Consider the following 15,277-nt stretch of genomic DNA (forward strand, 5'->3'; position numbering starts at 1 on the left):
CCTTTCGAGCCCGTGACCCGGGTTCAAATCCCGGCCGCGGCACTAATTTTTAATTAAATTGAAAGAGAGGTGGGTTAGGTCGGAAACCATCTAGGAAAAAATGGAAACCATCTTAAACCCAGACTGGAAACTAATGATATGGCAATTTTAGATTTAGATAAACTCACAAATGAGCAGAAAATTCGACTATTTACATATGTAACTGAAGAAAAATGGATAACTTATGAGCAGTTAGGGATTTCTAAAGCTACGGGCTGGAGGTATAAGAAAGGGTTAAGGGAAATACCTAAAGAAGTAATAGAGAAAGTGCTGCAATTTTTGGCACCAGATGAGATTGCGAGAATAGTATACGGTAAGAAGATAGAGAAAGCGGACATAAACGACTTGTTAAAAGTAATAAACACTGCAGTAGAGGATCCCCAATTCCGTTCGTTGCTTTTTATGATGTTAAATAGGTTCTTAGGAGATTATGTTAGACAGAATACAAACAGTTACGTAGTCACTGAAGAGGACCTAAAACTATTTGAGAAAATATTAGAGCAAAAGAGCAAAGCAACTAGAGACGAAAGACTTAGACATATAAAATACGCCATGAGGGATTTAGGCTTTTCACTCTCACCTGAGTCCTTGAAAGAATACATATTAGAATTAATGACAGAAGAAGGACCCAACGTAGCGAGGCATAGGGCTAACACGCTTAAACTCTTTATCAAAGAAGTAGTAGCAAGTAGAAATCCCATTTTGGGACAGATACTTTATAATTCATTCAGAGTACCAAAGGTGGATTACAAATACTCCCCTCCTCCTCTTTCCTTAGAGATATTAAAGAATATATTTCAGTTGATAGGTCATTTAGGTGCAAAGACATTCTTTCTTATCCTTGCAGAGACTGGATTAAGAGTAGGGGAAGTCTATTCTCTTTCTGTAGAACAAGTAGATCTAGAGAATGGAATAATTAAATTAATGAAAAATAGTGCGACAAAGAGGGCTTACATTTCATTTCTACATAAGGAAACTACAGACTGGATTAGGAAGAACTATTTGCCTTTCAGAGAAGACTTCATTAATGAATATGAAAGAGCAGTACGGCAAATTGGAGGAGATGTAGAGAGGTGGAAGATGAAGTTCTTCCCGTTCCAGCTAGCCGATTTAAGAGAAGAAATTAAAGAAGGAATGAGAAAAGCGGGGAAAGAGTTCAGGTTATACGACTTACGCTCATTTTTCGCATCTTACATGGCTAAATCCGGAGTTTCTCCTTTCATAATTAATGTATTGCAGGGAAGAATAGCCCCGGGACAGTTTAAAATACTGCAGCAGCATTATTTCGTTATTTCAGATATAGAACTGAAGAAAATGTATGAAGAGAAAGCTCCAAGACTTCTGGATCAATCTTAAGGGTAAATATTCTATATCTTAAGCGTAATTTAAAATAAAGAATACATATGTTAACAATACATTAACAAAAGTTATCATCTGATAACACTTTGATAACGTATTGTTAACGTTAGGGGTTTTAGCATTCTCGAAATGAAGAATCAAAATATATATTCTTGTTAACTATATGATAACATGGTGATAACAATACCAGGTAAGCTTATTGCGTTTAGGGTCGATGAGGAAACTTATAAAAAACTTGAGAGTATGGGAAATCCTTCAAAGGCTGCAAAGAGAATTGTTATAGAATATTTCACTAAAGAAAAAGAAAGGGAAGACAAACTTTATGCTATTGAAAAGCAGTTAAATTTCGTTACAGCTGAACTAGAAAGGATCAGCAAAAGACAGGAACTGATTGAAGGCGTTCTTAGAAAGCGTGGGCTGTGGAGATAGAAATGCCTGAAGAAGACAAGTTGTTTAACAAGATTATGAACGAATGTAAAAACACGGGTCAGATTGTTTCAGTTTTCTATCATGACCGCTGGTTTAATATGATTAAAAGAGCAATCGAAAGTTTTCAAAAAGGAGAATGCAATAAGGATCTGCTAATATTAACTGGTCCAAGGAGAGTAGGTAAAACTACCATACTATCTAAACTGAATGACGAGTTTAAGAAGTATGCTTGTTATGTTAATATAGAAGATTCCTATATCAGAAAGTATATCAGTACCCATTCTCTTAAGGACCTTGTAGTATCTCTCCATGAGATAACTGGAAGAAATATCTTTATGCTGGATGAGATAACTTCTTTGGAACAGGACTGGTCCCGCGCTGTTAAAGAGTTATGGGATTATTTAGAGAAAAATAATCTGAAAATATTCATAATAATTACAGGCAGTGCAGGAATCCTAATTTCCAATAAATATAGTGACATAGCGGGAAGAAGTGAACACTGTAAAAGTGGAGAACACAAATTATCTAATCCATTAACAATTCTACCTAAGAAGTTTTCTGAGTTACTTCCACGAAAACTATACAAGTCTCCTTATTTTAAGTCTATTATACCTTTAAAGAAACAAGAACGACTTGAAATCTTAATCAAAATAGCTAGAGCAGAAAGAAGTGAAATAGAGTATGTAAACAGAATTCTCAAAGGAATCAACATAATAACACAAAAACAACAAAAAATATCATTATCAAAGTATATGAGAGCTGTTTTAGATGATTTTTTACTCAGAGGAGGATTTCCGCAACTATTACAAGCTCGGCTCTCTATAAATAATCCCCATAATGATGTTTATGGTATCGCAACTAATATTTTGGATAGCATACATAAAGATGCTATATTATTAAGCTTAAAGGATGTAGAAACCAAGAAGTTCTTACTAGCATACAAAAATACAGCTAAAATATCTGCGTTAATTGATATTACTAAACTAGAGAACGAATTAAAAAGGCTACTTAATACTACAAATAAGAAATCCGACCCGAATCTGATTTCAAAGCTAATAAGCTTTTTTGAGGACGCACATATACTCGTTAAAGCAGACCCGTTAATTGTAGACGAAGATACTAAATCTAATACTAACCTTAAGAAACTATTTTTGATAGATCCGGCACTCTTCTGGGCATTATATTACAATGACATAGATTTCAGCAGATATACGAAGGAGCTGGGCTATTCTACAACGATAGTAGGTTTTTTACTGGAACATACGGTATGCTCTCACTTGATTAGACTGGGGAGAAGTATTCAATTAGAGTTTTACAATGATGGTGAAACTGATATAGACTGTATCTTCGAACTGCATGGTAATAAAATATTTTTACAAGTGGAAAGGTCAGAAAATGAAGTCCAAAAAGACCTTGAAAGGACAGCAAATATAATCCAGAAAATAAAGGAAAAGGACAAAAGCGGTCTCAAAAATTACTACCCGATTTCCGTAGTATATGACTTAGACGAAATACGAGTTTATAATCTTCCAAATGGTCAAATAGGTGTTGCAATACCTACTCATTACTTTTTATCATTAATTTAATTTTCTAAGTTTGTTCACTCAGAAGAGCTTAGGTTAAAACTTCAGGTAACTTAACAATTATATCTACTTTCTTCTTTTCTTCCATTAACCTTCTCCATAAGCTTTCCATGTTCTTCTTAGGTAGGCTCAACATATAGATATCCCTTCCCGTCTTGTAGACGTTTCTTACACCTATGTTTATCTGCTTACCGTCAATAATCAGTATCACCTCCCATACTCTGGACCTCTCAATGTAAGGAGTAAATGATTTGGGGATGATAAGGGCGTAGATTCCTCCTTTTGTTTCATATTTGTGGATTGCAAGTCCTGGGATAAGCAGCTGATTAACTTCCAACTTAATCACCTTGTTAACTCCCCGGTTTCACGTAATTTTTCTAACACTTTTTTCAGAAATCCCTTCTGGGCATTATAGTCTCTTATCTGAATAGCGATTTCTATGGCTCTCATTAAGATATTATTTTGTTTCTGAAGCTTTTTGTTTTCATCTTTTAATGAAATGTTCTCTTCTCTTAATCTTTCGTTCTCTTTCTGAAGTTTTGCTATCTTATTCTGCAGCTTTGTTATAGTATCTATAGCTTTACTGTATCTAAGCTGCAATTCCTCATTCTCTTCAATAATTTCGTTGATTGTCATCTTTCTTCACCTAAGTACTATTCTAATCTTTTCACTGTCGAGCGGATAGATATACAGCCGTATCTTTTTCTTTAGTTCTAATGATAACTTTACTTCTGAAGCTCTAGTTTCAATCCTTAGTTTCTTCCAGTTTACATAGACGATGTGGTTCTGTAAGTAGATATAAATTTCCTTCATATAGGCGGCGTCTAGCGCATCCACGACTACTTTATAGTTTCCAGTGATCATCTGCCCGTATTTCACTCCTTCTTCTTTCAATACTTCGTATATTTTCTGTGCTTCTTCCAGCTCCATTACTCATCCCTCTTCAAAATCCCTAAATCTTCCAATGTCATCTGTCTTGCTTCTTTTTTCTTTGATTCCGAATACCTGGTCCATCTGTCAGCGTAAGGACAACTCAATCTATGAGGCCTCCAAGAATCCTTATCAAATACTCCTACTCCTTTTCTAGTCCTTGCGTAAACTATTTCAGCACCGCAATATTCGCATGTAGTCTCTTTAATTATGCTCTCTACCCAGTCCGGAACATCACTCATAGTTCTTGCACCCTCGTAATAGAATTTTTATAATTCTCTTCTATGGAATTTAACTTGTAAGCTTTTCCTCTTTTAGTATTGCATAATAAGTAGAACTTTATCGCTTCCCTAATGACCTCACTTCTTATTTTTCTATTGTTAATGCAGTATAGATCAAGTTTTACCAAAAGTTCTTCCTCAACTTTGAAAGTAATAACTCTCAATGTCATTCTTCCTCCCCTTCAATTTCTTCATCAATTTCATCCATCTTCTCTTTACTCTGTTTTGATCTGTTCTTTGCAGCCCTTTCTTCTGTGTCGATGTATTGTTTTGAAAGAAGTGCTATGACGAAGTCCAATCTGTCTTTCAGTAATGATGCTTCTGCGGCGGAAAGCTGGAAGAATGCTTTACTATTTTCCGATTGAATTGAGATGAGCAAACTACCTTCCTCAGAATAGCCCTTGTCGTTTATTGCAGCATCGTCAAACCCAAGCTCTAGAACTTTCACTTTTTTGTTTTTATCGAAGTGTGTTAGCCTTAAAGCCCTCTTCATTCTTCATCACACGCTGCTTTAATTAGTTCCATTATCTCTTGATAGTAGAAGTACGTTCTTGCGTTGTCGTTTGCTCTTATTGATTCTTCGAAACGCTGCATAAGTAATTGGACCCTCTCTGAAAGCTTAGGACCTTCGTTTTTCTTTTTGAAGATCATTTTCTCACCTTACCTTGTAATGTTTCTTTTAATTCGATCCGATGATACTTACTCAAATAGCGGATGACCTCGTCTAAATTGTCCTCGATTATATCGATTATGTCTTCATAACTTACCTCAGCTTCTGACGGCTCAAATTCGTATTCTAAATCGTCTGCATGTACTCTGCATTCATGCCACTCATCGTGTTCGCATTCGCATTCCACGTTGTTTTCAATATATTGTGATGGTATAGTTATTCTCATTGTTCGTCTACCTCTCTTTTTAGAGAATATAGGTGTGATTCTATTTTTTGAGCTAGGAATAGTGACTTCTCCAGTCTGCTTATTGCCTCATCATCTGCGTGTATAGTAAAGTCGATCTTCAGTGTTTTTACTAGCGATAGTAGTTCTCTGATGTTTTCATCGAGTTCTGTGAATAATTCGTGTAGTTCTGTTGCTTGTTCAGTCATTCTTCCTCATCCTCCTCTATTAACTTCTGTATCCTCTTCTTTCTCTCTTCTTCCAGGTACTCTGCAAGTCTATCTATGTTGAATTTTAGTTCTCCTATTTGCTCCCTAGCTGTAATTACTAATTCTAAAAGTTCGCTACTACTTTCGCCTTTCTCTATAATACTATCGATCTGTTTTAGTAAGGGTAGGATCAATTCGCCTAACTCAGTATAAGAAGGGCCTATTGTCTTCATTCTTTTTCACTCTCCTTATCGTTTCCTACTATTTCGTTGAGCTTTCCCAGTAGTTGTTTTACGTAGTCCTGGGCTATCTTGTAGACCTCTGCAGCCCTTTCGTCATCTTTGATCTCTAATTCTTCAGCAGTCTTTAATAGTTGAACGATTGTTTTAGCATATCCTAATAGTTCATTACTCATTCTTCATTCCCCTCTATTTTGCTTATGATTTGTAGTGCCTTCTGTGCCTTCTCTTTCACTCTTTCAATTATCCAGTGTTTTGCTTCCTCATCTACCGCTACTACTTGCAGAATTCTCTCATCTGCTGGGGCTTCGCCTTTTAGGAATTTGTATACAGCCGCTTTTGTTAACTTCTTTTCTTCCACTAAGCTCCAGAAATCAGCTTCAAATGCCTTTACAAACTCTACTTTATCTTCTCTATCTAGAATAGAAATTAAAAAAAGAAGATCTTCTTCACTTATATCCCCGTTAACTGGGGAGTTAACACGGATTTGAGTTTGGGTCATGGACATTTTTATTCACTTTTCAATAAGTGAAAAGAGTAAACTAATATTTAAAGTTTTCTTTAATCATTTTTCGTAAAGTGAAAAGAGACCTAAATATTTTAGAGAGTGGAGAGTGAAAATATTTATTTGCATTCTGCACTATACGTAAAATGTGGAGAGTAGAATGAATAGTGACTTAGAGGAGTTTCTAAGCACACCGTTAAAGCTCTTATTAATAATAGCTAAATACGGAGATAATGGTATCGCTCAATACGACTTAATATATAATACTAGAATGAGCTCTGGAACCGTGCTTAAGCATACAAAATTATTAGCAGAAAAGGGATTAATTCAGATAATAGAGACAAAAACAGAGGTAGGAAGTAAAAAAAAGATATTTAAAATTACAGAAAAAGGCAAGAAAGTTGTTGAAGAACTTAACAAATTAATGAATGAAATAGGCGTTGTTGAAGTTACTTAGTGTTTTTAATAAGAATCTCTCGACTCTTAACGAAAAATGAAAAGAGAAAACTTTTAAAGTATGTAAACTCTTAACACTTATTGAAAAGAGTATGGAATCAACATTCCTGAACAAAGGAGGAATACTATTGATCATACTGTATAAAAAAGGAGGTATAGCATTCGAAAGTGAACTTATAAATATCACAAAATTCTCTCCAGGGACAATACAGTCGTGGAAGGAGAGACTAAAGGAGAAAGGATACATTGAGGTAACTAAGGACAAAAATAAAGTGTATATAAAATTGACAAAAAAAGGTAAGGAAATCGCTGAGAGACTAATTACGTTAGAAACTAGGATTGAAACAATAGTTGAGGAAAAATGAGGTCCTTCTTTTTCATTATTTTTATCATTATAGTTCTCTTCTTCATTCTTCTTCAACTAGAATTCTTAACAAAGAGAGCGGTAAACTGGGGAGTTTACCGTGATGAAAGGCCCAGGTGATACTGATGATAGGTATCGGTAAAAGCCCTCTTGCAAATTTTGTCATAAAGTATTGTAATGAATATATAGGTAAGGTTCTGTACCCCTACCCGCTCTTCTTTGACGACAAGAAGCTGTTACTAAGCAGCAAAACCGGTTATATTCTCTACTTAAAGAAGTTGGTGAAATTACGTAATTATATTAAAGTAGCACTATGGCCAGATTATATACCCTACAAAGCTGCAGCAAAGATAGTTGACCTGGACCTATTACAAAACATAGTATTCGTAGTTCCAGTACATTCTCTAAGCGATATCGAAATAGGAGAAGAGCTACAAGACCATGGGTTTAACATCTTCTTCGGTTACGCTTCTGATAAGAAATATAGGAATTATGAGCTTATTGACTTCTTAAAAGCTGCTAAGGGAGAAAAATGGTACTTGGGTGTAAGCACTAGGAAGGAATTGAAAGAAACTATACTGTATAACTTTAATGGGTTAGACGTTACTGGTTTTCTATTCGGTAGAAATGAAGATAGGAAGGATTCTAGGATATTGAAAAAGAACCTAGAGGAGTTACTGAGAACTGTAAGTAAGTCCCAGGGTAGGCAAACAACACTTTACGAATTTAGCAAACTGGGGGGTTAGCTATGAAGGAGAGTAACACTGTAAGAATCGTGAAGCTTCTGGAGTTCGGTCCTAAGTCTGCTGGAGAAATAGCTTCAGCTCTTAACATTCAATCCAAAGAAGTCTACCCGCGTGTTAAGAGGTTAATAAAATGGGGGTTTGTAAAGGCCGAAGGAATAGGTAACCTGAGGATATACAGACTTACCGATAAGTATTATCAGTTTAAGGAATATGTAAGGAGATACAACCTATCCGACGTTATTTCGAAACTGGAGAGCGAATTAGGACGGAAGCTCACAAACGACGAAATATACGCATTGGTCTGGCTCAGGGTGAGACTATGGAGACAATAACACCGCTATTTAGGTCAGAAAAGACTTTGGGCATTTTTGAGCTGTTAGCGGACCTTAGGTTCCACACTGCTGCAGAAATAGCAGCATATACAGGAATAGAGGACTCCAGGGAAGTTTACCCCAGGTTGAAACGCTGGGCCTCTCTCATAGATATTAGGAAAGTAGGAGTTAGGAAGAACATTTACAAGTTAAAGGACAGGGTAGTAGATGCAGTAAAGAAAGGCCTAAAGATATCTACAAAGGCCGAGAAGGTCCTAAAGAAGGCTGAGAAAGTGATGAAGAAGACTATGGGCAGGGAACTAACAGATGAGGAGAGAGCAGTACTGGAGTTCCTTATTAATTATTATAAGGAAACTGGGAAGAAGTGGTATGAAGGAAAAGTGGAACCTGTGGTGCAAACAATTGCCAGGGTAAAAGGACTTGACCCTACTGACGTTGTAAGTGCTATATTATCTCTCTATCAGGCTGGACTGGTAGCACTTTGGCCTAGCTCAGATAGGCCTAGAAAACTCGCAATAACTAAAACCCTTCTTGCGTGAAAACTCAACTATTAGTTAATTCTATGAAACGTATTTTTCATTTTTGTAATAAATATTCAAACATACGTTAACTGGGGAGTTTATTTTCAAAAAATCCTTATGAAACTTTGTAAAATTATTTCAGTTAACTCCCCAGTTTACTGAGTAAAAATTCAAACTTCTTTATAAAGAGATATAGTATATATAACTACTACTGAAACTTTTTCACACACAAAACTTACAAAACCTAACACACTTTTTACTTTCACTTTTACGTCTTTTTACTTAAGCTAACATATAGCAATAGTTTAAGCTAATTGAATTTTTTGCTTTTATTTTAGAAAAATTTTATGAAGAGGAAGGGAGGGGCTTTTACACCAGAAACTACCCTGGACTGGACTTTTCACTTCCCTACTTTTTCTCCACAAACCCTTAGTAGTAGTTATACATGCTAGTTGAATTTTTTGCGGTAAACTGGGGAGTTATTTGTTGAAATATTTTTTATTTTTTGTAGACCAAGTGATAATTTAGGTGGAAGTATTAGTGAAAACGAATTGATAACAAATGTCGTGAACTTAATTAAGGGCTTTATCCCTGAGGAGGTTATTGTAAGGGAGTACACACGAAAGAAAATATATAATATACCAGATCAAACTGACCATTTACACATTTACCGTTTATTGGAAGAGTATAGGGAAAGTGTAGTATTAGTTAGGATGGAAGAATTCTTAGAGTTATTAGGAGACATTGTTGCAGAGTATTATAACAGTAGGGATGTTGAACGTTTTATACGTGAACTAGAAGACAGGGTTGACTCTCACATTGATAAAAATGTAAGGTTAAATATTGTGGTCTTAAGGGAGGTAAAGGATAAAGAATACACTGAGCGTATTGTAAGGTATAATATACCAGAGGGTTACGTCCCATTCATAGAAATTTATGAGAAGGGTTTGACGGAAGAGATATGCCGCAGTGGGAAGAAAAAGACCGAATTTGAAAGTACTATGTTTAGGCTCCCAGTGCAGTTATATGAGGGGCTTGTGACGAAATTTGATGAAATATTCAGTTTGGTTTCAAAAATGTTGGAACAGGAAGAGAATGAGAAAGCTTTCAATGAAGTAATTCTTGGTTCTAATAAAGATAATAAGAAAAGAGAGGCGATGATGAAATGCCTTAAGATAATTGAGGAACTAGAGAAGGCTAAAGGTTGTGCAAAACTTAATGATATCATTAAAAGGGCTATGGAAGAAAAGCTACAAGAACTGGAAGTAAGGAAGCTGTTAAGGGACATGGAAAAGTATGGTATTATATATGAGTCTAAGCCTGATTGTTACAGAAGGGTATAACAGATAACTACCCTGGGCCTAAGTTTTCATTTTATTTAGAGCATCTATAACACATTGCAAGGCTTTAGTTATTATTAGTCCCTTTTCAGTCAGGTAAAGTTTCTTTATCCTAGTTCTGTTCTTTTGTTCCTCTTTCTCTTCAATAAGAAGATCTTCTAAGAGCTGTTCTTTAGTTTTATAAAAAGTATTAGGAGCTAGAGACGACTTTTCCAACGCCTCCTTTACAGTGCACCCTTGATTATTATATATAGCTAATAGGACCTTTGCATGTGCAGTCAGAAATTCACTTTTCATAGTTTAAAGTTTGAACTTTATATTTAAAAACATGTGGGCTTGTTGTCGGTTTTGTGCTTTGAATTTTTCTTCAGTAAACTCCCCAGTTTATTGAATTTTTCTCACATCGTTACTTTTACGTTAGGATCCAACGTTACTAATTCTCCAATTTTTCAAAATTCAAGACGAAGAAAAGCTTATTTAGTTTTAAAGAAAGATAAAAATGAGGGACGGGTCAGCGTGTTAGCCGTTCATCATGCTTCAGCGCTGGAACCCTCATCATGACCCGTCCCTCATTATAGTTCTTGATTTAGAGATATTTAAATATTTTTGTTCAGATTCTTTTACGTGTCATATATTTATATATTATGGTAATATTCCTTTACAATATTTTTAAATTAATTTTTTTGTATAACTAAAGAAATTTTCATTTCCACATCTTTCATTTTTATATCCTTCATTATTTTTTCTAAAGAACTGATTGGGGGCGGGGGCTCAGAAGTCAGACAAGTCAGAGGTTTAGAGAATAGGTTGGTTTAGGTTAAGTTAAGGTGCTAAAGGTTAGAAGTTAGTTAGGTGTATTTAGTCTGTAGACCATAAGGTAAAAGTTAGAGCAAGTTGGATAAGCGGTCCTTTTTTGTGTTAGGAGTTTTTTAGTTGGGTTAAGGGCGGTAGCCCTTATACTAAAAATGTTAAATTCTTAAAGAGGAGAATTAGGAGTAAGGACTAAGGATAGAGAAGGGTTGAGGAATAGCGCAGTTGTAAATAGTTAAGCAATGTGTAGAATTATTTATGTAGAGAATAGGATATTTGTAAATAAGGGAAAGGAAGGGTTAGTTTGGTAAGCTGCTTATTATGAATTGTGAAATAGGACCCTGAGAGTTTTAAGTAAAAATAGCAAGAGTTAGACAAAAGAAAGAGAGTAGTAGCAAAGAAAGAGTTAGAGTTATAATAGTAAGCAAAAAGGGGGCGGGCGGAAGCCCGAAATGGGGGTATAGGAATTTGCTACAGAAAAGAGAGAAAAATAAAAGAGAGGGGGTATAGAGATGAAAGCCGTATCCAAACTTATCCTTAGCGTATCTTATTATATTTATAGCGTATTCTTACTGCATTTAAATATATTATAAAGTATCGCTAGATATTATTATAGGGTGATAAAAACGGAAACATCTCAAAATATAGTTGAGAATACTACTTTGAATGAAAATAAGCCGATGAAGAAAGAGAAAAAGCAGAAGAATAGCAGAATAAATGAAATAATATTAAGGGATACTACTGACGAGCCTTTACCTACTGATCCAATTCATGTATATATTGAAAAGCTGATACCTAAGATTATAGACCAGTATGTGAAGGAAAATAAGCGGCCTATCCGACGTAAAGACTTAATTGAATATGTCTTCAGCTATGACGACAGGATGATAGAATACGATAAGGTAAGCAAGCATAGCCCAGCTGCTATATCCTTTGCAATAACTAGGTTATTAAAGAAGGGCAGACTGGTGAGGATAAAGTACTGCAAGGAGTGGGAGGGGGACAAATGTGTAAAATTTAGCAGGAAAAAGGAGTATATCTTAAAGGAGCATTTACAGATGCCGGAGATACAAGAATACTTAAAGAAGCACGGGCTATCTTAAGGGGATCTCCCTTTTCACCTTGTCTGTTACTGCGATCAGTTTGTTTCCCTCTATTTTTAGCCCTATAATCTTCTCCTTGTTTACCTTTAGCCACCGATAGTCCAGTTCAGAGATGCTGTACTCGTTTTGACCAACCTTTACGGTTATTCGGTTTTCATATTTTGTTATAATTAGGCCGTCTAATTGGAGCTCTTCTAAAGCCTGCTGAGTTATAGTTTGCTGCTTATTCTCTGCTTTACTTTCGGAGTTCTGAGTTAACTCCCCAGTTAACGCCTCTCTGGATCCTTCTGGCGCTTTCCCATTACTATTATTGTTATTTGCAGTGCTGCTAGTAACTGTTACAGTATCAGTAGCTGCAGTTTTACTTTCAGTTACTTGGACTGCTTTAGCTTCGGTAAACTCCCCAGTTAACGTCTGAGTTTTCTGTACTTTTTCCGCTTTTTGTTCTACTTTCTGTTTCAACTTTACTGAGAATATCTTTACTTTTGCTTTGTACTCCTGAGGAATGCTCTCATCTTTTATAAAGCTCTCGTAAATTTGTTGTAACTTACTGAACTTCTCTTCAGAGGTCCATATATGTACTTCTTTGAAGTCTTTCATTGAAGGATCTAAGTACTTTCGCATGTTCTTAGCGACTTGCTCTGAGTGTGTAGATAGCTCGTTAGGACTTTCGATTTCTATAGCGATGTTGTTGTCATAAATTAGTTTTGAATTTTGCAGTTTAACAGCAATCATGTCTGGTCTTAGGGGCAATTCTGGATTCTGTCTCCCTGGAATAACATAATATCCTTGAGAGACGTAATACATTAATACTTCCTTAGCTATCTTTATCCCCTCATCGGATGGGGCTACATTATCTAACCCTCTATACATCCATGTATCGTCCTCTAACCTAATTCTCTTAGGTTTTCCATCCTCAATCTCTATCCCCTGCATTTTTGAAAGCTCTAAGTTTAATCTGTCTCTATCTATTCCTAATTCCTTAAGTAATTCTGGAAATGTTATCATTCCGTCGTTCGTTTCTAAGAGATAGAATATCCTCTGCTGCAAAGGAGTATAGTAATCGCTGACAAAGAAGCGGCGTATTGGGTGACCAGCCTTTACGAGATTGCTAGTGTGAGGCTCAAAGCCCTTAGTAGGCTCTTTTTCGTTTTTCTCGTCTAAAGTGGAAAGCCTGACTTGTATTAGTTTAGGTATAACTAATTCTCCAGATCTCGCAGTGACTATTAAGAAACCCTGCCCTATTGGGAGTTGTCCTAGCATATTATCTATAATGTTCTTAAATTGCCCACCTATCGATTCAACGATAGCCTTTCTCTCGTCGTCAGCCTTAACTGTCATTATCAGCTTTACGTTAGTGTTATTATTGATTTCAGTTGATCCTTCGGGTCCTGCTGCTTTCTTTAGTCCAGCCATAGATTGAGTAGCCATGACTAGATGAAGTGCATATTTCCTAGCCTCCTTTAAGATTGTCACAATAAAATCAAAATGGGCGATATTATGAGCCTCATCTATAATCAAAAATATCGGTTTCTTTTCCTTCTTTAACGCATCCCTCATGAATACATAATTAAATAATGATATAGCGATTAAACCCTGAGCTATTACCGATAGATCCTCGTTTTCTCCTTTTCCTACATCGAATGATATAAGCCCCTTACCTCCAGTAGCCTCAATTAGTTTATCCCAGTCTATGGTGTTTTGTGACGTAATTATCCTGAATTTTCTGTTAGATACGAAATCCTCTAACCTTGCTAATACTGATGCAAAAGATTGATCCTGTAACTTCTGAATAAACTGTAATTCACTCATTGTCTTCTTATCGTCCTCCGTTAGGAATTCCGCTGGGTCTAGTTCCTCATTTTTTAGGGCTAGGATTGTTTCGTAAAAGTCGTTAAAGGTGATCTCGTCATATTTCTTAAGCAAAGCCCTCAACACTACTTTTATTATGAACAATACGTAAACCGCAGATTCCTCTAGATTGAGCATCTTTTTGAATAATTGTACTGCTTTCCCTACAGTATAATCTACTGCATCATCTCGTCTTGTAAAGAATTTAGGCAGTGTAAGCGGATTAATTCCGAAATTAGGATCCCTGTTAGGACTGCCTATCGTAAAGTAGAAGTCTGCTATTTGGCTAAGTTTTCTCGCAGATTGTGAGTTTGGGTCTACGAATACTACTAGCCCATACTTCATTAATTCCTGTGCTAAAATTTCTAGCGTGTTACTTTTTCCAGACCCTGTCGCTCCTAAGATTAATGCATGTCTCTGGAAATCGACCCAATCTAGATATACTTTCTCATCATAGATAACATCGTCTCCGATATAGAAGTCTTTTCTCTCTAACTTGGAATACGGCAAAGCAGTAGTAACTGCTAACCTGACCTTTCCTGTCTTAGGAATTGCTATGAGTTTATTATAATCATCATCGGTAGACCAGAGCCATATTCTAAGCTCAGATGTAACGTCACTCCAGCCGAGTTTAGGAATTTTATCTTCCCATCTAGAGAATAACCCTTTGGTTTTGGATAGTCTGTAACCTAATGCACCAGAATGGGTGCTGATATAATCATGCAGCAGTGTTACTGACTCTTTTAATGTTCCTTTATCATCACCGAGGATATATATCTTAACGAGATATACTGGATTTTTTATAAGGCTCTTAATTTGCTGGTCTATGGTAGTCGAATTCCCGTTTTTCTCTACCTTTTGCCTAAGTATCCATTTTACCATATTATCTAGATTAAGCCAGACCCGGAGCTGATAGTTAGGTGGGAGCTCCATTACAAAGTTACTGAGGTCGTGGTATAATATCGGAGCGAAGAAGTCTCTCTCGTGAGGGAAAGGTCTCTCTTTCAGTGTAACTTCTACAATATAAGGAGGGACTGGTATATCTTTCTCTTCGACTGGTTTAACTGCAAAAAATTGCCTCATTATGTTTATGTCGCCAGAAGTCCTTAGAAATATCCTAATCCTATCCTTCTCTTTATCAAACCAATATATTGTCTCGATTGTCCTTCCTAAGACTTCATGCAGCTTTAACTTCGTATAATCGATATCCAGAGCGGGGAATATCTCGTAGAGTTTCATACTAAAAGAAAGTGCATTTAAAAAATGATTACCGTTAAACTCCCCAGT

General features: G+C 36.0%; 24 protein-coding genes. 10 read left to right on the plus strand and 14 right to left on the minus strand.

Features of this window, described 5'->3' with window-relative positions; genetic code table 11:
• Nucleotides 1-138 precede the first annotated feature (138 nt).
• From J5U23_RS00005 to J5U23_RS00015, 3 genes are all read left to right on the plus strand, one after another.
• Complete coding sequence (locus J5U23_RS00005) at nucleotides 139-1,395, plus strand: tyrosine-type recombinase/integrase (protein WP_218265746.1); 1,257 nt, start codon at nucleotides 139-141, stop codon at nucleotides 1,393-1,395.
• Nucleotides 1,396-1,569: 174 nt separating this feature from the next.
• Nucleotides 1,570-1,827: a hypothetical protein gene (locus J5U23_RS00010; protein WP_218265747.1), complete on the plus strand. Its 258-nt coding sequence runs from the start codon at nucleotides 1,570-1,572 to the stop codon at nucleotides 1,825-1,827.
• 2 nt (nucleotides 1,828-1,829) lie between these two features.
• Nucleotides 1,830-3,413, plus strand: a complete 1,584-nt coding sequence (locus tag J5U23_RS00015; protein ID WP_218265748.1) for an AAA family ATPase — start codon at nucleotides 1,830-1,832, stop codon at nucleotides 3,411-3,413.
• Between the two features lie 28 nt (nucleotides 3,414-3,441).
• Here J5U23_RS00015 and J5U23_RS00020 read toward each other — a convergent pair whose 3' ends face one another.
• The 12 genes from J5U23_RS00020 to J5U23_RS00075 are packed head-to-tail and all read right to left on the minus strand — an operon-like array spanning nucleotide 3,442 to nucleotide 6,470.
• The gene (locus J5U23_RS00020) at nucleotides 3,442-3,756 is read right to left on the minus strand and encodes a hypothetical protein (protein WP_244988742.1); all 315 of its coding nucleotides are present in this window, start codon (nucleotides 3,754-3,756) and stop codon (nucleotides 3,442-3,444) included.
• A complete protein-coding gene (zapB, locus tag J5U23_RS00025) occupies nucleotides 3,753-4,046 on the minus strand; it encodes a cell division protein ZapB (RefSeq protein WP_218265750.1) in 294 nt (97 codons plus the stop codon). Before zapB ends, J5U23_RS00020 begins: the two co-directional genes overlap by 4 nt.
• Nucleotides 4,047-4,052: 6 nt before the next feature.
• Nucleotides 4,053-4,340, minus strand: a complete 288-nt coding sequence (locus J5U23_RS00030) for a hypothetical protein (RefSeq protein ID WP_218265751.1) — start codon at nucleotides 4,338-4,340, stop codon at nucleotides 4,053-4,055.
• On the minus strand, nucleotides 4,340-4,582 hold the full coding sequence (locus J5U23_RS00035; RefSeq protein ID WP_218265752.1) for a hypothetical protein: 243 nt from the start codon (nucleotides 4,580-4,582) through the stop codon (nucleotides 4,340-4,342). The genes J5U23_RS00030 and J5U23_RS00035 overlap by 1 nt, the downstream gene beginning before the upstream one ends.
• Nucleotides 4,579-4,791 (minus strand): ribbon-helix-helix protein, CopG family, encoded by a 213-nt coding sequence (locus J5U23_RS00040; RefSeq protein ID WP_218265753.1) that lies wholly within the window; start codon nucleotides 4,789-4,791, stop codon nucleotides 4,579-4,581. The genes J5U23_RS00035 and J5U23_RS00040 overlap by 4 nt, the downstream gene beginning before the upstream one ends.
• A complete protein-coding gene (locus tag J5U23_RS00045; RefSeq protein WP_218265754.1) occupies nucleotides 4,788-5,114 on the minus strand; it encodes a hypothetical protein in 327 nt (108 codons plus the stop codon). The genes J5U23_RS00040 and J5U23_RS00045 overlap by 4 nt, the downstream gene beginning before the upstream one ends.
• On the minus strand, nucleotides 5,111-5,272 hold the full coding sequence (locus J5U23_RS00050) for a hypothetical protein (protein WP_218260355.1): 162 nt from the start codon (nucleotides 5,270-5,272) through the stop codon (nucleotides 5,111-5,113). The genes J5U23_RS00045 and J5U23_RS00050 overlap by 4 nt, the downstream gene beginning before the upstream one ends.
• A complete protein-coding gene (locus J5U23_RS00055; RefSeq protein ID WP_218260356.1) occupies nucleotides 5,269-5,478 on the minus strand; it encodes a hypothetical protein in 210 nt (69 codons plus the stop codon). The genes J5U23_RS00050 and J5U23_RS00055 overlap by 4 nt, the downstream gene beginning before the upstream one ends.
• 35 nt (nucleotides 5,479-5,513) lie before the next feature.
• A complete protein-coding gene (locus J5U23_RS00060) occupies nucleotides 5,514-5,723 on the minus strand; it encodes a protein D-63 (RefSeq protein WP_218260357.1) in 210 nt (69 codons plus the stop codon).
• A complete protein-coding gene (locus J5U23_RS00065; protein ID WP_218265755.1) occupies nucleotides 5,720-5,956 on the minus strand; it encodes a hypothetical protein in 237 nt (78 codons plus the stop codon). Before J5U23_RS00065 ends, J5U23_RS00060 begins: the two co-directional genes overlap by 4 nt.
• The gene (locus J5U23_RS00070; protein WP_218265756.1) at nucleotides 5,953-6,138 is read right to left on the minus strand and encodes a hypothetical protein; all 186 of its coding nucleotides are present in this window, start codon (nucleotides 6,136-6,138) and stop codon (nucleotides 5,953-5,955) included. Before J5U23_RS00070 ends, J5U23_RS00065 begins: the two co-directional genes overlap by 4 nt.
• A complete protein-coding gene (locus J5U23_RS00075) occupies nucleotides 6,135-6,470 on the minus strand; it encodes a hypothetical protein (protein WP_218265757.1) in 336 nt (111 codons plus the stop codon). The genes J5U23_RS00070 and J5U23_RS00075 overlap by 4 nt, the downstream gene beginning before the upstream one ends.
• Before the next feature lie 157 nt (nucleotides 6,471-6,627).
• Between J5U23_RS00075 and J5U23_RS00080 the strand changes: the two genes are divergently transcribed.
• The 6 genes from J5U23_RS00080 to J5U23_RS00105 all read left to right on the plus strand — a co-directional run bounded on the left by J5U23_RS00080 (nucleotide 6,628) and on the right by J5U23_RS00105 (nucleotide 10,229).
• Complete coding sequence (locus tag J5U23_RS00080) at nucleotides 6,628-6,924, plus strand: helix-turn-helix transcriptional regulator (protein WP_244988743.1); 297 nt, start codon at nucleotides 6,628-6,630, stop codon at nucleotides 6,922-6,924.
• A 91-nt stretch (nucleotides 6,925-7,015) separates the two neighbouring features.
• The gene (locus tag J5U23_RS00085; protein WP_218265759.1) at nucleotides 7,016-7,288 is read left to right on the plus strand and encodes a helix-turn-helix domain-containing protein; all 273 of its coding nucleotides are present in this window, start codon (nucleotides 7,016-7,018) and stop codon (nucleotides 7,286-7,288) included.
• 121 nt (nucleotides 7,289-7,409) lie between these two features.
• Nucleotides 7,410-8,033 (plus strand): hypothetical protein, encoded by a 624-nt coding sequence (locus J5U23_RS00090; RefSeq protein ID WP_218265772.1) that lies wholly within the window; start codon nucleotides 7,410-7,412, stop codon nucleotides 8,031-8,033.
• 2 nt (nucleotides 8,034-8,035) lie between these two features.
• On the plus strand, nucleotides 8,036-8,365 hold the full coding sequence (locus J5U23_RS00095) for a winged helix-turn-helix domain-containing protein (protein WP_218265760.1): 330 nt from the start codon (nucleotides 8,036-8,038) through the stop codon (nucleotides 8,363-8,365).
• Entirely contained in the window at nucleotides 8,353-8,904 is a 552-nt protein-coding gene (locus J5U23_RS00100) for a helix-turn-helix domain-containing protein (protein WP_218265761.1), read from the plus strand. Before J5U23_RS00095 ends, J5U23_RS00100 begins: the two co-directional genes overlap by 13 nt.
• A 533-nt stretch (nucleotides 8,905-9,437) precedes the next feature.
• Nucleotides 9,438-10,229 carry a hypothetical protein gene (locus J5U23_RS00105; protein WP_218265762.1) on the plus strand — a complete coding sequence of 264 codons (792 nt, stop codon included), beginning with the start codon at nucleotides 9,438-9,440 and terminating at the stop codon, nucleotides 10,227-10,229.
• An 18-nt stretch (nucleotides 10,230-10,247) separates the two neighbouring features.
• Here the strand turns inward: J5U23_RS00105 and J5U23_RS00110 are convergent, their stop codons facing one another.
• Nucleotides 10,248-10,523, minus strand: coding sequence for a MarR family winged helix-turn-helix transcriptional regulator (locus tag J5U23_RS00110; RefSeq protein WP_218265763.1), 276 nt, complete (start codon nucleotides 10,521-10,523; stop codon nucleotides 10,248-10,250).
• A 1,130-nt stretch (nucleotides 10,524-11,653) separates the two neighbouring features.
• Between J5U23_RS00110 and J5U23_RS00115 the strand changes: the two genes are divergently transcribed.
• Complete coding sequence (locus J5U23_RS00115; protein WP_218265764.1) at nucleotides 11,654-12,139, plus strand: hypothetical protein; 486 nt, start codon at nucleotides 11,654-11,656, stop codon at nucleotides 12,137-12,139.
• On the opposite strand, the gene J5U23_RS00120 is transcribed toward J5U23_RS00115, so the two are convergent.
• A complete protein-coding gene (locus tag J5U23_RS00120) occupies nucleotides 12,131-15,229 on the minus strand; it encodes an ATP-binding protein (RefSeq protein ID WP_218265765.1) in 3,099 nt (1,032 codons plus the stop codon). The genes J5U23_RS00115 and J5U23_RS00120 overlap by 9 nt on opposite strands.
• Nucleotides 15,230-15,277 lie beyond the last annotated feature (48 nt).

It is taken from the genome of Saccharolobus shibatae B12 (genome assembly GCF_019175345.1).
Taxonomy (GTDB): domain Archaea; phylum Thermoproteota; class Thermoprotei_A; order Sulfolobales; family Sulfolobaceae; genus Saccharolobus; species Saccharolobus shibatae.

Coding starts and splice junctions, on each gene's coding strand:
- J5U23_RS00005 (WP_218265746.1), top strand. CDS start 139: ATGGCAATTTTAGATTTAGATAAACTCACAAATGAGCAGAAAATTCGA.
- J5U23_RS00010 (WP_218265747.1), top strand. CDS start 1,570: ATGGTGATAACAATACCAGGTAAGCTTATTGCGTTTAGGGTCGATGAG.
- J5U23_RS00015 (WP_218265748.1), top strand. CDS start 1,830: ATGCCTGAAGAAGACAAGTTGTTTAACAAGATTATGAACGAATGTAAA.
- zapB (WP_218265750.1), bottom strand. CDS start 4,046: ATGACAATCAACGAAATTATTGAAGAGAATGAGGAATTGCAGCTTAGA.
- J5U23_RS00030 (WP_218265751.1), bottom strand. CDS start 4,340: ATGGAGCTGGAAGAAGCACAGAAAATATACGAAGTATTGAAAGAAGAA.
- J5U23_RS00035 (WP_218265752.1), bottom strand. CDS start 4,582: ATGAGTGATGTTCCGGACTGGGTAGAGAGCATAATTAAAGAGACTACA.
- J5U23_RS00040 (WP_218265753.1), bottom strand. CDS start 4,791: ATGACATTGAGAGTTATTACTTTCAAAGTTGAGGAAGAACTTTTGGTA.
- J5U23_RS00045 (WP_218265754.1), bottom strand. CDS start 5,114: ATGAAGAGGGCTTTAAGGCTAACACACTTCGATAAAAACAAAAAAGTG.
- J5U23_RS00050 (WP_218260355.1), bottom strand. CDS start 5,272: ATGATCTTCAAAAAGAAAAACGAAGGTCCTAAGCTTTCAGAGAGGGTC.
- J5U23_RS00060 (WP_218260357.1), bottom strand. CDS start 5,723: ATGACTGAACAAGCAACAGAACTACACGAATTATTCACAGAACTCGAT.
- J5U23_RS00065 (WP_218265755.1), bottom strand. CDS start 5,956: ATGAAGACAATAGGCCCTTCTTATACTGAGTTAGGCGAATTGATCCTA.
- J5U23_RS00070 (WP_218265756.1), bottom strand. CDS start 6,138: ATGAGTAATGAACTATTAGGATATGCTAAAACAATCGTTCAACTATTA.
- J5U23_RS00075 (WP_218265757.1), bottom strand. CDS start 6,470: ATGTCCATGACCCAAACTCAAATCCGTGTTAACTCCCCAGTTAACGGG.
- J5U23_RS00080 (WP_244988743.1), top strand. CDS start 6,628: ATGAATAGTGACTTAGAGGAGTTTCTAAGCACACCGTTAAAGCTCTTA.
- J5U23_RS00085 (WP_218265759.1), top strand. CDS start 7,016: ATGGAATCAACATTCCTGAACAAAGGAGGAATACTATTGATCATACTG.
- J5U23_RS00095 (WP_218265760.1), top strand. CDS start 8,036: ATGAAGGAGAGTAACACTGTAAGAATCGTGAAGCTTCTGGAGTTCGGT.
- J5U23_RS00100 (WP_218265761.1), top strand. CDS start 8,353: ATGGAGACAATAACACCGCTATTTAGGTCAGAAAAGACTTTGGGCATT.
- J5U23_RS00110 (WP_218265763.1), bottom strand. CDS start 10,523: ATGAAAAGTGAATTTCTGACTGCACATGCAAAGGTCCTATTAGCTATA.
- J5U23_RS00120 (WP_218265765.1), bottom strand. CDS start 15,229: ATGAAACTCTACGAGATATTCCCCGCTCTGGATATCGATTATACGAAG.